Source organism: Mitsuokella jalaludinii (assembly GCF_928722185.1).
Classification (GTDB): domain Bacteria; phylum Bacillota; class Negativicutes; order Selenomonadales; family Selenomonadaceae; genus Mitsuokella; species Mitsuokella jalaludinii.
Window position 1 is genome coordinate 1,063,499 of the sequence record NZ_CAKMXA010000001.1, and the last position, 14,430, is coordinate 1,077,928.

Annotated in this window: 8 protein-coding genes; all 8 read right to left on the reverse strand. The window is 56.6% G+C overall.

The window, feature by feature from the left end; all coding sequences use genetic code 11:
• Nucleotides 1–52: 52 nt before the first annotated feature.
• Nucleotides 53–739, reverse strand: coding sequence for a hypothetical protein (locus tag QDI87_RS05025; protein WP_278742393.1), 687 nt, complete (start codon nucleotides 737–739; stop codon nucleotides 53–55).
• Between the two features lie 157 nt (nucleotides 740–896).
• A complete protein-coding gene (gene malQ / locus QDI87_RS05030) occupies nucleotides 897–4,352 on the reverse strand; it encodes a 4-alpha-glucanotransferase (RefSeq protein ID WP_278742394.1) in 3,456 nt (1,151 codons plus the stop codon).
• 82 nt (nucleotides 4,353–4,434) lie between these two features.
• Nucleotides 4,435–5,877 carry a glycogen synthase GlgA gene (gene glgA, locus QDI87_RS05035; protein ID WP_278742396.1) on the reverse strand — a complete coding sequence of 481 codons (1,443 nt, stop codon included), beginning with the start codon at nucleotides 5,875–5,877 and terminating at the stop codon, nucleotides 4,435–4,437.
• 56 nt (nucleotides 5,878–5,933) lie between these two features.
• Complete coding sequence (glgB, locus tag QDI87_RS05040; RefSeq protein ID WP_278742397.1) at nucleotides 5,934–8,240, reverse strand: 1,4-alpha-glucan branching protein GlgB; 2,307 nt, start codon at nucleotides 8,238–8,240, stop codon at nucleotides 5,934–5,936.
• A gap of 63 nt (nucleotides 8,241–8,303) precedes the next feature.
• Complete coding sequence (locus tag QDI87_RS05045) at nucleotides 8,304–10,772, reverse strand: glycogen/starch/alpha-glucan phosphorylase (RefSeq protein ID WP_055159976.1); 2,469 nt, start codon at nucleotides 10,770–10,772, stop codon at nucleotides 8,304–8,306.
• Between the two features lie 115 nt (nucleotides 10,773–10,887).
• The gene (glgD, locus tag QDI87_RS05050; protein ID WP_270527843.1) at nucleotides 10,888–11,994 is read right to left on the reverse strand and encodes a glucose-1-phosphate adenylyltransferase subunit GlgD; all 1,107 of its coding nucleotides are present in this window, start codon (nucleotides 11,992–11,994) and stop codon (nucleotides 10,888–10,890) included.
• A 62-nt stretch (nucleotides 11,995–12,056) separates the two neighbouring features.
• The gene (locus tag QDI87_RS05055; RefSeq protein ID WP_278742399.1) at nucleotides 12,057–13,214 is read right to left on the reverse strand and encodes a glucose-1-phosphate adenylyltransferase; all 1,158 of its coding nucleotides are present in this window, start codon (nucleotides 13,212–13,214) and stop codon (nucleotides 12,057–12,059) included.
• 450 nt (nucleotides 13,215–13,664) lie between these two features.
• On the reverse strand, nucleotides 13,665–14,219 hold the full coding sequence (locus QDI87_RS05060) for an N-acetylmuramoyl-L-alanine amidase (RefSeq protein ID WP_341460085.1): 555 nt from the start codon (nucleotides 14,217–14,219) through the stop codon (nucleotides 13,665–13,667).
• Nucleotides 14,220–14,430 lie beyond the last annotated feature (211 nt).

Sequence of the window (14,430 nt, forward strand, 5' to 3'; positions counted from 1 at the left end):
TACAATCTGCTTTCTCAAAGAATCGCTCCCCTCTTATCTCATTCCATCTTTTTTATTCCATCTGGTCGGCCAGCACGGCCACCAGCGCCTTCTTGACATCGTCGGGGACATTGAGCTTCGTGTCGAACTCGATGCCGCCGTCTTTCGGCTTGGCGCCCTCGATTTCCAGCATGTCCATGAGCTTGTGGCCCTGGTACTCTGTCTTGCCGAAGTCCGACTCGGCGAGCACCTTGCTGTAGTCAACGGTGACCGTATTGTGGCGGATGGATATCGGCAGGTCATCGGAAAGCTCCACATGGCCCACCATGCGTTCTGCCATGGCAAGCGAGACGCGTGAGAAAATCCACGACATCAAGCCATGCTCCGGGATGTTGCGGCTGCGCACGCGGTACTTCATGTACGACTTGTCGCCCTCGTGGACGAACTCCTGGATCTCGCCCGACAGCTCGACGGGGCCGACTCTCTTCGTCTCCGCCCGGATGTCGAGGCGTCCGTTCGCATGCGACTTGATTGTCACGCCCGTGACGGAGCTGCCCTCCGGGATCTTCTTGGCAATGGCTTCATTGATGACCGAATCCGGCACGAAGAGCTTGCCCTGGCTGATCTCGAGCAGGGATTCTTTCGACCAGGTCTGCTGCAGCACCTTGATGGCTGGGCCATAATCCTTGACGGATTCCCGTACTTTCGACCAATCGACGTTCTGGATCTTCTCCATCCAGTTCGCTGGTATATCGATCATGAAAAACACCTCTATTCCTGCAGGTATCCAGATTGCTGAAAAACAATACGATACTAGGATACCACAAAAACATGAAAAACAAAAATGACAGCTCCATCTTTTTCAAGATAGAGCTGTCATTCATCTCATTCCCACAGTGAAGTGGCCAGTCGATCGATCAGGCGCGGCCCGTGCGGACGGCGAGCGCATGGAGCTTCGCCGCATCAACTTTCTCGAGGTCGCCCGGGCGCATGCACCACTTCCAGTTGCCGTCCGAAGTGCCCGGTGTGTTCATGCGGGCACTGCCGTCAAGCTGTAGGAGGTCCTGCATCGGGATGACGGCGAGGCGCGCGTTCGACGCATAGGCAAAGCCGATGAGATGGCGTGCAATCTCCTCCGGCTTGCGCACATCGGCGCGCACGAGATCGGCAATGGCCTTGCGCAGCGACGGTGAGATCTCGTCCTTGAGCCAGCCGACGATCGTGTTGTTGTCGTGCGTGCCCGTATAGACGATGCTGTTCTCCGGCACAACGGTGCTCAGGCGGTGCTGGTGGTTGAGATAGAGCGTGAACTCGAGCACCTTCATGCCCGGGAAGCCGCAGTCATCGCGGAGCTTCTCGACCTCCGGCGTGATGATGCCGAGGTCCTCTGCCACGATGGGCAGGCTGCCGAGCGCGCGGCGCACCTCGTCGAAGAACGGCTTGCCAGGTCCCGGCAGCCAGCGCCCCTGGATGGCGTTCTTCGCCTTGCCGTCGACTTCCCAGTACGACTCAAAGCCGCGGAAGTGATCGATGCGCACGATGTCCACCATCGAGTAGAGCTTGTGGAAGCGCTTCTTCCACCACGTGTAATTCTCCGCCTTCATGGCCTGCCAGTCATACTGCGGGTTGCCCCAGAGCTGCCCCGTCGCGCTGAAGTAATCGGGCGGTACACCGGCGACCGTATGGGCCGTGCCGTCCGGATTGAGGTCGAAGAGCTGCTGGTTGGCCCAGACATCGGCGCTGTCCTGCGCGAGGAAGATCGGCATATCGCCCATGATGCGGATGCCCTTCTCCTTTGCGTAATCGTGCAGGTGCTGCCACTGGCGGTGGAAGATGTACTGCATGAACTTCTGCAGTGCGATGTCTTCCTCCAAGCGGCTCTTCAGCGATGCGATTGCCGCCGGCTCCCGTTTCTTGACGTTCTCCGGCCAGTCCATCCAGCCCTTGTTGTCGTATTCCTTCTTGGCTGCCTCAAAAAGCGCGTAATCATCGAGCCAGTCTGCCTCATCGCGGCAGAAGGCTTCGTAGTCCGGCTGTGCTGCTGCATCGCGCTGGAAAGCTGCATGTGCCTTGCGCAGGCACTTGTTCTTGAAGACGCGCGCCTGCTCGAAGTCAGCCGACGAATCGAAGTCGGCATAGGTGACCTTGGCCTCCTGCTTGCTGAGCCAGCCCCTCTCGATGAGCACATCGATGTCGATGAGCAGCGGGTTGCCCGCAAAGGCTGAAGGCGACTGGTACGGCGAATAGCTGTAACCGACCGGGCCGAGCGGAAGGATCTGCCAGACGTGCTGGCCCGCCTTAGCGAGGAAGTCGACGAAGCGATAAGCTTCTTTGCCGAAATCGCCGACGCCGTACTTTGACGGCAGCGACGTCGGATGCAGCAGGACACCGGCCTCATGCTTGTAGTGGTGCTCTGGCGGTATGTTCTGCAGCAGGAAACCCTTGAGCGGCAGGATATCGACGGTCAGCTGGCCGTTCTCGACTGTGAAGCGCGTCTCCGGGTGGAAGGCATCAGCGAAGACGCCGTCCGCAAAGTCGCCGACCTGCAACGTGACCGTCTTCGTCTCCTTGAGACTCCTGTTGAAGAGCGAGATGAAACACTCGTCCTTCGCTGGCTCGCCGAAAACATCGCGGCCGCCGCGCACGAGGCGCGCGAAGGCCATGACATCGTCCTCCGCATAGAGCGGCAACAGCTCGCCCGTCTGCAGGGCCGTGTGCTCGTTGCGCACGCGGATCATGCGCTCATAGCGGCTCCTGACGTACGTGTCGCCATTCGCCCAGTTGTAGGGGCGGCGGTTGTACGGGTCCTTGAAGCCCTGCATCGCGATCTCATCGCCGTAGTAGATGCACGGCACGCCCGGATATGTCATCTGCCAGAGCGCCGCCATGAAGAGGCGCGCCATGCCGAGGTTGTACTGGTCGTCCGACAGGTGCGCGCGCGACTGCTCGATGGCCGGCATGCCGTCGTAGAACGGCTCCTCACCGAGCACCGTGACGGCGCGTTCCACATCGTGGCTGCCGATGAGGTTCATCATCGCATAGAAGTTCTCGCGCGGGTAATTCTCGCGCAGGCTCTCGAAGCGGCGCAGGCTCATCTTCGCGTCTGTGCGGCCGAGCAGGAAGTCAAAGAGGATCTGGCGGAACGGGTAGTTCATCGCCGAATCCATCTCCTGCCCGCAGAGGTATTCGCGCGGCACGCCGTAGGCGACTTTGTGCGACGCATCCTCCCAGACCTCGCCGATCATGACGGCATCGGGATCTGTCTTCTTGAGCTCTGCAAAGAACGACTGCGAGAAGGCCGCCGGCAGCTCGTCGATGACATCGAGGCGCCAGCCAGCAATGCCTTCCTTCATCCAGTGGTGCAGCACGCTGTCCTTGTCGTAGATGATGAAGTCCATGTAGGAAGGCGTCGTCTCCTTGACGTCAGGCAGCGTGGAGAAATTCCACCAGCTCTCGTATTCGTAAGGGAAATTGCGGAAGTTATACCACTCAAAATAAGGGGAATCCGGTGACTGGAAGGCGCCTATCGTGTCGTACTGGCCCTCGCGGTTGAAGTAGCGGCTGTTGCTGCCCGTGTGGCTGAAGACGCCATCGATGATGATGCGGATGCCCTTGGCCTTTGCCACATCGACGAGATGGCGGAAGTCTTCATTCGAGCCGAGGATTGGGTCGATCTTGTGGTAGTCGCCCGTGTCGTAGTGATGGTTGCTCTCCGACTCGAATACCGGGTTCAGGTAGATGACCGAGATGCCAAGGCCCTTGAGGTAGTCGAGTTTCTTCTCGATGCCCTTGAGATTGCCGCCGAAGAAGTCGTAGGCGACGATCTCCTTCGTGTCCGGGTCCTTGTAGTAGCACGGATCATCCTGCCAGCTGGCATGGAAGACCGCGCCCCTCTTCTCGATGATGGCATTGCCGTCGCGCGAGAAGCGGTCCGGGAAGATCTGGTACATGACAGCGTGCTTGAACCAGTCCGGCGTCTTGGCCCCCTTGTTGAATACCGCGATCTGGAACGATGGCGGCACATGGTCGTAGAGCGTGCCCATGCCGCCGAGTTGTTCTGGATTGTTGCCGTAGTACCAGGTACCGTCCTCCATCGAGATGATGAAGTAATACCAGACGAGGCCTCCCTTTTCTGGCAGCGGCAGCCAACCGCTGTAGAAATGCTCCTCCTGAAACGGGTCGTCCTGCGTCTCCAAGGGAATCAGATGCTCCCCTGTCTGGTCCTGCCAGCAGCGCAGGATGACCTGCCGGATGCCCTCCTTCGTGCGCAGGCGCAGCCCCATCCTGACCTTTGATCCCGCTTCAGCCGCCCCGACGGGCGATCGGTAGTTGATATCCTGAGAATCATGCCAGACTTGATCCTGTGTCAGCATGAAAACTCCTCCTTCCCAACAAGAAAGGCGGCATCATCTGCCGCCCTCCTTCTCACTTACTTGCTCTATTTTCTATTTTCTCTCATGCTTCCGAGCCAGTCAGCTTCTCATAGAGTGCCTTGTATTCGCGAGCCGATTCCTTCCAGCTGTAATCCGAATTCATGGCATTCTCCACGATCTGCTTCCATTCCTCATAGTTCTCATAGGCGCTCAGGGCGCGCTTGAGGGCATACATCATCTCATGCGCATTGTAGTCGGCGAAGCGGAAGCCATTGCCCTGCTTCGTGTACTTGTCGTACGGGATGATCGTGTCCTTGAGACCGCCCGTCTCGCGCACGACCGGCACAGAGCCGTAGCGCAGCGCGATGAGCTGGCCGATGCCGCACGGTTCGTAATTCGACGGCATCAGGAAGATATCCGAGGCCGCGTAAATGCGCTGTGCGAGCTGGTTCGAGAAGTAGATATTGGCCGAAACCTTCTTCGGGAAGCGCCAAGCCAGGCCCTTGAACCAATCCTCATACGCCTTGTCGCCCGTTCCCAGCAGGACGAACTGGATATCCTCATGCTGCAGGATCTCGTCCATCATGCGCACGACGAGGTCAAGGCCCTTCGCAGCGACGAGACGCGTGACCATGGCGACCATCGGCGTGCGGCGGCTGATTGGCAGCCCGAGGTCCTTCTGCAAGAGGACCTTGTTGTCGGCCTTGCGGTCGAGCGTCGTGACATCGTAGCCCTCGTAGAGGTTCTTGTCCTTGCTCGGGTTGTAGACATCATAGTCAATGCCGTTGACAATGCCGAAGAGCGTGTCTTGGCGGCTGCGCAGCAGGCCGTCGAGATGCTCGCCGAAGTACTCGTACTGGATCTCCTTGGCGTACGTCTTGCTGACCGTCGAGATGTAGTCGGCGTAAATCAGGCCACCCTTCATGAAGTTGACGGCATCGTAGAACTCGAGGTCGCCGTTGTTGAAGTACTTCCAGTCAAGGCCGAGTACATCGCTCATGACGTTCTTCGGGAAGACGCCCTGATACTTGAGATTGTGGATCGTGTAGAGCGTGCGGATGTTCTCGTAACGCTCATCGCCCTGGTGCTCGATCTTCAGCAGAACATTGACGAGGCCAGAGTGCCAGTCATTCGTATGGATGACATCCGGCCAAAAGTCCATGGCGGGCAGCAGGTTCAGGACGGCGCGGCAGAAGAACGAGAAGCGCTCTGCATCATCGTCATAGCCGTAGAAGCCCTCGCGCTTGAAGTACTCTTCGTTGTCGACAAAGTAGTACGTAACGCCGTCGTGCTCGAGCTTGTCGAGGCCAACGAACTTGGAACGCCAGGCGACAGGGATCTCCCCGTCGTAGACATGCTCCATCGCATCGCGGAACTTCTCCGGGATCTTGCCGAATTTCGGCATGATGACGCGGACATCGACGCCCTCGGCCTTGAGAGCCTTCGGCAGCGAGCCAGCCACATCGGCAAGGCCGCCCGTCTTGGCAAAAGGCACAGCCTCAGAAGCAACATATAGAACTTTCATTCCAGAATCCCCCTCATAGTGTACATTGCAATATCGATAACAGGAACTGAACAAGATCAGGATTCACCGGCTGCGGCTTTTGCCGTCTTGCTGGCGGTCTTCTTGGCCGTTGTCTTGCGTGTCGTCTTCTTTGCCGTCGTCTTGGCGGCCGTAGAGCGACGGCGTCGCGCCTTCTTCGGCGCAGCCTCGCCCTCTGCTGCGGCCTTGGCGGCCTTTTCGGCCTCTCTCTTGGCCTTGGCGGCAGCCTTCTCTTCCTCCGTCATGCGAGGACGGCCGCGGCGCTTCGGCTTGTCCGCAGGAGCCCCTTCCGAAGGCTCTGCTTTCTTCGCAACCGTACGTCTCTTCACCGTCTTCTTCGGCATTGCTTCGGCGGCTTCTGCCTTGTCGGCAGAACTTTTCTCTTCATGGCCTCTGACCTCGAGCTCCGCCGGAGCCTCGTCAAAAGAATTCCGGCCAGATGCCACTTGTCCCTTGTGGCGCAGGTAGATGGTCGCCATCGGCGGGATGGTCAAGAGGATGGACTGATCGCGGTCATGCCACTTGACATCCTCCGTCTTGATCTCGCCCTCATTCTTGACACCGCTGCCGCCGAAGGCCTCATCATCCGAGTTGAACACCTCGATGTAACTGCCTTTCTCCGGCACGCCGATGCGGTAATCGTGGCGGACCTCCGGCGTGAAGTTGCAGACGGCGACGATGTAGTCGGACGGGTCCTCCGCCTTTCGGATGAAGGAGACGACGCTGTTCTCGTTGTCGTTGCAATCGATCCACTGGAAGCCATTCCAGTCGAAGTCGACCTGCCAGAGCGCCTTGTGGTCGCAGTAGAACTTGTTGAGCGCGCGGCTGTACTCGAGCATCTTCTTGTGCATCGGATACTGCTGCGGCAGATGCCAGTCGAGGCTGTCATCGTAATTCCACTCGATGAACTGGCCGAACTCGCCACCCATGAACAGCAGCTTCTTGCCTGGATGTGCGATCCAGTACGCGAAGAACGTGCGCAGGCCGGCAAACTTCTGCCAGTAATCGCCAGGCATCTTGCTGATCAGCGAACACTTGCCGTGCACGACCTCATCGTGCGAGAGCGGCAGCACGAAGTTCTCGCTGAACGCATACATGAAGGAGAACGTGACCTTGTCGTGGTTCCACTTGCGATAAATCGGGTCGAGCGACATGTACTTGAGCATGTCGTTCATCCAGCCCATGTTCCACTTGTAGTTGAAGCCCATGCCACCCATGTAGACAGGCTTCGAGATCAGCGGCCAGGCCGTCGATTCCTCGGCAATCATCAAGGCCTGCGGATGGTACTTGAAGATGCTCTCATTGAGTTTCTTGAGGAAGTCCATGGCCTCGAGGTTGCCCGTGTCGCCGTACTTGTTCGGCGTCCACTCGCCGTCCTTGCGGCCATAGTTGAGGTAGAGCATATTCGCGACTGCATCGATGCGCAGACCGTCGATGTGGAACTCCTCGAACCAGAACATCGCGTTCGAGATCAGGAAGCTCTGGACCTCCGTGCGGCCGTAGTCGAAGTTTGTCGTGCCCCACTCCCAGTTCTCGGCAAGCTGCTCGTTGTCGGACTCGTAGAGCGTCTGGCCATCGAAGTGGCGCAAGCCCTGCTCATCCTTGCAGAAATGGCCCGGGACCCAGTCCATGATGACGGCGATGCCGTTCTCATGCGCCTTGTCCACAAGATAGCGGAAGTCGTCCGGTGTGCCGAAGCGACTCGTCACGGCGTAATAACCCGTGATCTGGTAGCCCCACGAGCCATCGAAGGGATGCTCGCAGAGCGGCATGAACTCGATGTGCGTGTAGTTCATCTTCTTGACGTAGTCGATGAGCTGATCCGCGAGGTCGCGATAGGACAGGTACTCTCCATCCTTCGTGCGGCGCCAGGAGCCTGCATGCACTTCATACGTCAGCATCGGGCGCTCATAGGATGATTCCTTCTTCTTCTGCTCGAACCAGTCGCCATCCTTCCACTCGTACTTCGAGAGGTCGTAGACGCGCGATGCCGTGTTCGGCTTTTTCTCCGCATAGAAGCCGTACGGGTCGGCCTTCATGATGCGCGGCCCTCCCCACTGCGGCTCGATCGCATACTTGTAGATGGCGCCTTCCTCGATACCTGGGACGAATACCTCCCAGATCTCGCCGTCGCGGCCGCGCGTCATCGGATTGATGCGCGTATCCCACTCATTGAAGTCACCGACGACGCTGATGGACTTCGCATGCGGTGCCCAGACAGCAAAGCGCACGCCCTTCTTGCCGTCGCTCTCGACAAAATGAGCGCCGAGCATCTCATATGCATGATAATTCGTCCCCTGATGGAAGAGATAGAGGTCGAACTCGCTTAATTCTGATGTTTTCACAATAATCCCCCTCTGTGTATCCCCTTGGAATCGGGCAGGGGCATAGCCCCTGCGATTCACAGCTTACGGGATCATGACCGGCTTGACCTGCCAGATTTCATTTGCGTACTCATCGATCGTGCGGTCGGACGAGAAGACGCCCGAGTTCGCGATGTTGATGGCCGAGGACTTCAGCCACTGGAAGCGCTTCTGGTAGCGCTTCATGATCTCGACATGCGCGTCAGCATAGGCATTGAAATCCTTGAGGATGAAGAACTCATCGTTTGCGCGGATCAGGTAGTCCGACAGTGACTGGAAATTGCCGTACGTGCCGTCCGTCAGCTGGTTGACGACGAGGCGCACGTTCTCATTCGTATTGTACTCATCCCAGGCAGAATACGTGCCCGTCGCATAGTAGTTGAGAACTTCCTCTGCCTTGAGGCCGAAGATCACACAGTTCGCGTCGCCACCGACCGCTTCGCGGATCTCGACGTTCGCGCCGTCGAGCGTGCCGAGCGTGATGGCGCCGTTCATCATGAACTTCATGTTGCCCGTGCCCGAAGCTTCCTTCGAAGCCGTGGAGATCTGCTCACTGACATCGGCCGCCGGATAGACAATCTCGCCGATGGAGACGCCGAAGTTCTCGATGAATACGACCTTGATCTTGCCCTTGATACTCGCATCGTTGTTGACCTTGTCCGCGACGGCATTGATCAGGCGGATCGTCTCCTTCGCGATGTAGTAGCCCGGTGCAGCCTTGCCGCCGAAGAAGTACGTCGTCGGCAGCATGTCGAAGTCCGAATCCGTCTTGAGCTTGTGATACTGGTACATGATGTGCAGGATGTTCATGAGCTGGCGCTTGTATGAATGGATGCGCTTGACCTGGATGTCGAAGATGCTGTCCGGATCGACATCGATGCCATTGTGCTCTTTGACGTACTTCGCGAGTCCTTCCTTGCGCAGGTGCTTGATGGCGCCGAGCTTCTCAAGGAACGGCTTATCCTCAACGTAGTCGTTGAGCAGGTCGAGCTGCTCCGGATGACGATGCCAGCGGCGGCTGCCGATGGTCGCATCGATGAGGTCCGAGAGCTCCGGGTTTGCGCCCATGAGCCAGCGGCGGTGCGTGATGCCGTTCGTCTTGTTGTTGAACATGCGCGGGTTGTACTCGTAGAAGTCGTGCAGTGTCGTGGACTTGAGGATGTCCGTGTGGATCTTCGCGACACCGTTGACGCTGTGCGAGCCGACAATCGACAGACGGGCCATGTGGACCATGCCGTCCTGGATGATGGAGAGCTCGTGGACTTTCTGCTCGTTATTCGGATAGCGGTCGCGCACATCGATGAGCCAGCGGCGGTTGATCTCGTCGATGATCATGTAGATGCGCGGCAGCAGCGGCTTGAACATGTCGATTGGCCACTTCTCGAGTGCCTCCGGCATGATCGTGTGGTTCGTGTAGGCAATCGTGTTCTTCGTAATGGCCCATGCCTCATTCCACTCGAGACCCTCCTCATCGACGAGGATGCGCATGAGCTCGGCGACGCAGAGTGCCGGATGCGTGTCGTTGATGTGGATGGCGATCTTCTGGGCGAAGTCATGGATGTCCATGCCGACCTTCTTGTAGTGACGGACGATGCTCTGGACACCGGCCGAGACGAAGAAGTACTCCTGTATAAGGCGCAGGCGACGGCCATCGTAGGTGCTGTCATCCGGATAGAGGTAGCGCGTGATGCTCTCGACGAAGTTGCGGTACTCGTTCTTCTGGCGCATCTGTTCCTGCGTCAGGCGGCCGTAGTCGGAGAAGTCGCGGTTGACCTCTGCATTCCAGAGGCGAAGTGTGTTGACCGTGTTGTTGTGATAACCGACGATCGGCACGTCGTAAGGCACAGCCATGACCGTCATCGGATTCTCGTAGACGAGCTTGAGTCTGCCGTCCGGCATCTTCTTCATGTAGGCATTGCCGTTGAACTTGACATCGATGGCCTTATCCGGCTTGCGGTACTCCCAGGCAAAGCCGTTCTTGAGCCAGTTGTCCGGGATCTCGACCTGGTTGCCCTCGATGATCTTCTGCTCGAACAGGCCGTACTGGTAGCGGATGCTGCAGCCGTGGCCCGGCAGGCGGTGTGCTGCCATCGAGTCGATAAAGCAGGCGGCAAGGCGGCCGAGGCCGCCGTTGCCGAGGCCTGCGTCTGGCTCTTCATCGAACGTCTTGACGAGGCTGAGATCGAAGTCCTCCAGGACTTCCTTGACGGCCTCTTCGATGCCGAGATTGATGAGATTCGACTTGAGCAGGCGGCCGAGCAGGAATTCGATGGAGAAATAGTAGATCTGCTTCTCCTGGCGCTCTGCATACGTCTTGTTTGTCTTGATCCAGTTGTCGGAGATGAACTGCTTTGCGGTAGCAGCCACCGTCTGGTAAACCTCATTCTCCGTGAGGTCCTTGATCTCACGGCCATACATCAGATGTGCCGTGCTGACAAAACGAAGTTTCAGATTCTCCTTGAGCTTGTCAAACTCGCGGCTCTTCTGTTTCTGTTCCTTTGTTTCTCGTGCCAAAAAAAACACTCCCCTTGGCTTTGACTTACTTGATTTATAAAAGAAAAGCCGTCGTAAATGAGGTGCCAGCCCATACCTGCCAGCGCATTTCTATTTACAACGGCTTGTCTCAATCTTAGATCACCACATTTTTCGCAACGATCAGCGGATAGTTCTGAGCTCCCTTGAGCCACTTCTCCTTCGTGATCACTACGTTCTTATCACAGATGACATTTTCGAGCAGGGAATTCTCCTGCACGTCGCACTTCTGCATGATAATAGAATTCTTGACCTTGACACCCTTCTCGATGGTGACGCCGCGGAACAGGATGCTGTTCTCGACTTCACCGCGGATGATGCAGCCATTGGCAATCAGCGAATTCTTGACAACGGCAGTGTCCTTGTACTGCACAGGGACTTCATCCTTGACCTTCGTGTAGATGGAATTCTCGCCCATGAAGAGCTCTTCCCATACAGAAGGATTGAGGATGTCCATGTTTGCCTTGTAGTACGAAGCCGTCGAATCAACATGTGCGACATAGCCATCATGCTCATAAGCATAGATGCTGTACTCGTCCGAACGGCGGATGATGCCGTCGAGCAGCAGATCCTGGCCGCCATGCTCGTAGCTGTAGCGGATCATCTCGACGAAGATGCGCTTCTCCATGAGGAAGACATTCATCGAGACTTTCGAGCCATCGTAGATGGCCGGCTTCTCGGCGATGTCCTCGACGAGCCCGTTCTCAGCCGTCTCGATGACAGTGCTGCGGCCCGCAGCTTCGTGCGAGGCCGTGTAGTAGACCATCGTGATGTCGGCATTCGTGTTCTGGTGGAAGCGCAACAGCTCGTTGAAGTTGATGTTGTAGACGAAGCTGCCGCCTGCAAGCAGGACGTATTTCTGCGAGCTGTGCTCGAAGAAGTCGAGATTGTAGTAGAAGTTGCGAAGGTCACCGCGGCGGCGCGATTCCTCGTCATGCGGAGCCGGCAGGTAGAAGAGGCCGTCATGGCGGCGGGCCAGATCCCAATCCTTACCGGAACGCAGATGATCGAGGACGGAACGCGGTTTGTCCGGCAGCATGACGCCGACATTCTGGACGCCCGAGTTCACCATGCTCGACAGTGCAAAATCGATGAGGCGATAGCGGCCGGCAAACGGCAGCGATTCGACGACGCGACGGTCGGTCAGCTCTCGGATGAGGCTATTGTCCTCCTGAAGATTGATGATCCCCATTACTGTTTTCAATTTGATTCACTCCGATCTTCTGGTCTGTGTTCTGTTGTATCTATGAGGTTGAGCTGACAATCTTAGCCGGCCTGCTTGCTGCCTGCCGCTGTTGCGACAATCGTCTCGCCATCTGCGACGACCGTGATGGCACCCTTCTCACCCATCACCTTTGCTCCTTCGCCGATCTCGCAATTCTGTGCGAGGATCGCATAGTCGACGACAGCATTCTCACGCACGACTGTCGACGGCATGATGACCGAATTGCGCACCTTTGCGCCCTTGCCGATGCGGACGCCTGGGAAGATGACCGAATTCTCGACATCGCCGAGAATCATCGAGCCCTCGCTGACCATCGAGTTCTTGACCGTGGCATCAGGGCCTACATAATGCGGCGGCATCGAGGGATTCGAGGAATAGATCTTCCAATCGCCATTGAGCTCAAACGGCGGCTGATCCTGCAAGAGGTCCATGTTTGCCTGCCAGAGGCTCTCAATCGTTCCGACATCTTTCCAATAGCCATCGAAAGCGTACGAGTAGAGACGTGCCTTATCGGCAAGCATCTTCGGGATGATGTTCTTGCCGAAGTCATGGCTCGACGTCTCATCCTTCGCATCCTCTTCGAGGTACTTCTTGAGGAAGTCCTTGTTGAAGATGTAGATGCCCATTGAAGCGAGGTTGCTCTTCGGCTTAGCCGGCTTCTCCTCGAATTCCTCGATGCGGCCCGTCTTGTCCGTGTTCATGATGCCGAAGCGCGGGGCCTCATCCCACGGGACTTCGATGACACCGATCGTGGCCTCAGCCTTATTGGCCTTGTGGGCATCGAGCATCCAGGAATAATCCATCGTGTAGATGTGGTCGCCCGAGAGGATCAGGACGTACTCCGGGTCTGCCAAGTCGATGAAGTTCAGGTTCTGGTAGATGGCATCTGCCGTGCCGCGATACCAGTCCGCACCTTTCTCGCGTGCATACGGCGGCAGAATGAAGACACCGCCCTCTTTCTTATCGAGATCCCAGGCACTGCCGGAAGCCAGGTAATTGTGAAGCTCGAGCGGACGGTACTGCGTCAGTACACCGACCTTGTCGATGCCGGAATTGGCGCAGTTACTGAGTGGAAAGTCAATGATGCGGTACTTCCCGCCGAACGGGACGGCCGGCTTTGCAATCTTCTTCGTCAAAGCGCCAAGGCGGCTTCCCTGTCCGCCAGCCAGTATCATTGCTAAGCATTCTGTCTTTCTCATACAAAATCCCCCTTGGATATACTCAGCAAGAACAGCCTCCCCTTACATCAATACGCCGCTCTTGCCGATCGTGCACTGTCAAAAAAAGATGGTACTCTGTCAGTATACCTCTTTTATCAATGATTGCAATACCATTTTATTTATCAATGAATTACGTAATATTTATGAAACTAATCGCAGTCACCTTGCTTTCTGTGAAAAACCATGAGAAAACCGCAAGTTTTCCGTTAATTCGAGAAAATCCAAGGGAACAGTTGCGCCTGCCGCCCCCTGATTTCCCGATCCATCCAGAAAACTTCTTTGTATATTATGTAGGTTCTATGAAAACGAAAAAAATCCTTCATGTAAATCGCAATTTTTCGCACTTTTTTTAGAAAAAAAATAAAAAGACCGTACCAGCCAAAATGGCCAGCAGGTCCTGTCTGCATTTTCCCATCCCGCATGCATCGGTCAGTAGAGTGCCGCTGCTCCGCGAATGATATCGGGCAGCATGTCGTAGAGATTCTGACCGGGGCAGGCCGTCGCATTGAAGTCACGATGGCCGAAAATCGTCGAGCGCGATGGAGCAAAGCCGTAATTGCGGCAGAGCGCAGCGAGCAGCCGCTTCGCGGAGGCCACCTGCGCATCTTCCGGCATGTAATCTTCAAAATTCCCGACGATGTTGACCCCGACTGTGTGTTCGTTCTCCCCGTAGCAGTGCGCACCGACCGTGTCCATCGGCCGCCCCTGTTCAATGGAACCGTCCTTGCGGATCAAGAAGTGATAGCCGATGCCCGCCCAGCCATTGGCCAGATGCCATTGGTGGACCGTCTCGGCCGACACATCATCATTCGTGTTGCCAATATGGTGCACGATGATTGCGTCCGTCACACGCCGATTCGTCAGGGATCGAAAAGAAAGATGCGTCTGGCGGATGGCGACGCCCGGCAGCACGTTGCCGCCATCCTGCCAAGCTGCTTCTGCAACCTGTTTGGCGATGACTTCCGGTGCTAGAGCTAGTCCCATCCCCATGATCATCATATTCCGAATAAAATCCCTGCGCTTCATCGACTGTCATGCCCCCTGTAATTTTATTATTTTACTACGGCCATCTGAAAATCAGTAGAAAGCATTGATGCTGGCCCTGCGCACTCTCAACTCCACCTGCAACAAACAATATCACACATGTATTTTGCTTTGTTTTATTGTATTATGCCCCAAAACAACGTATAATAAA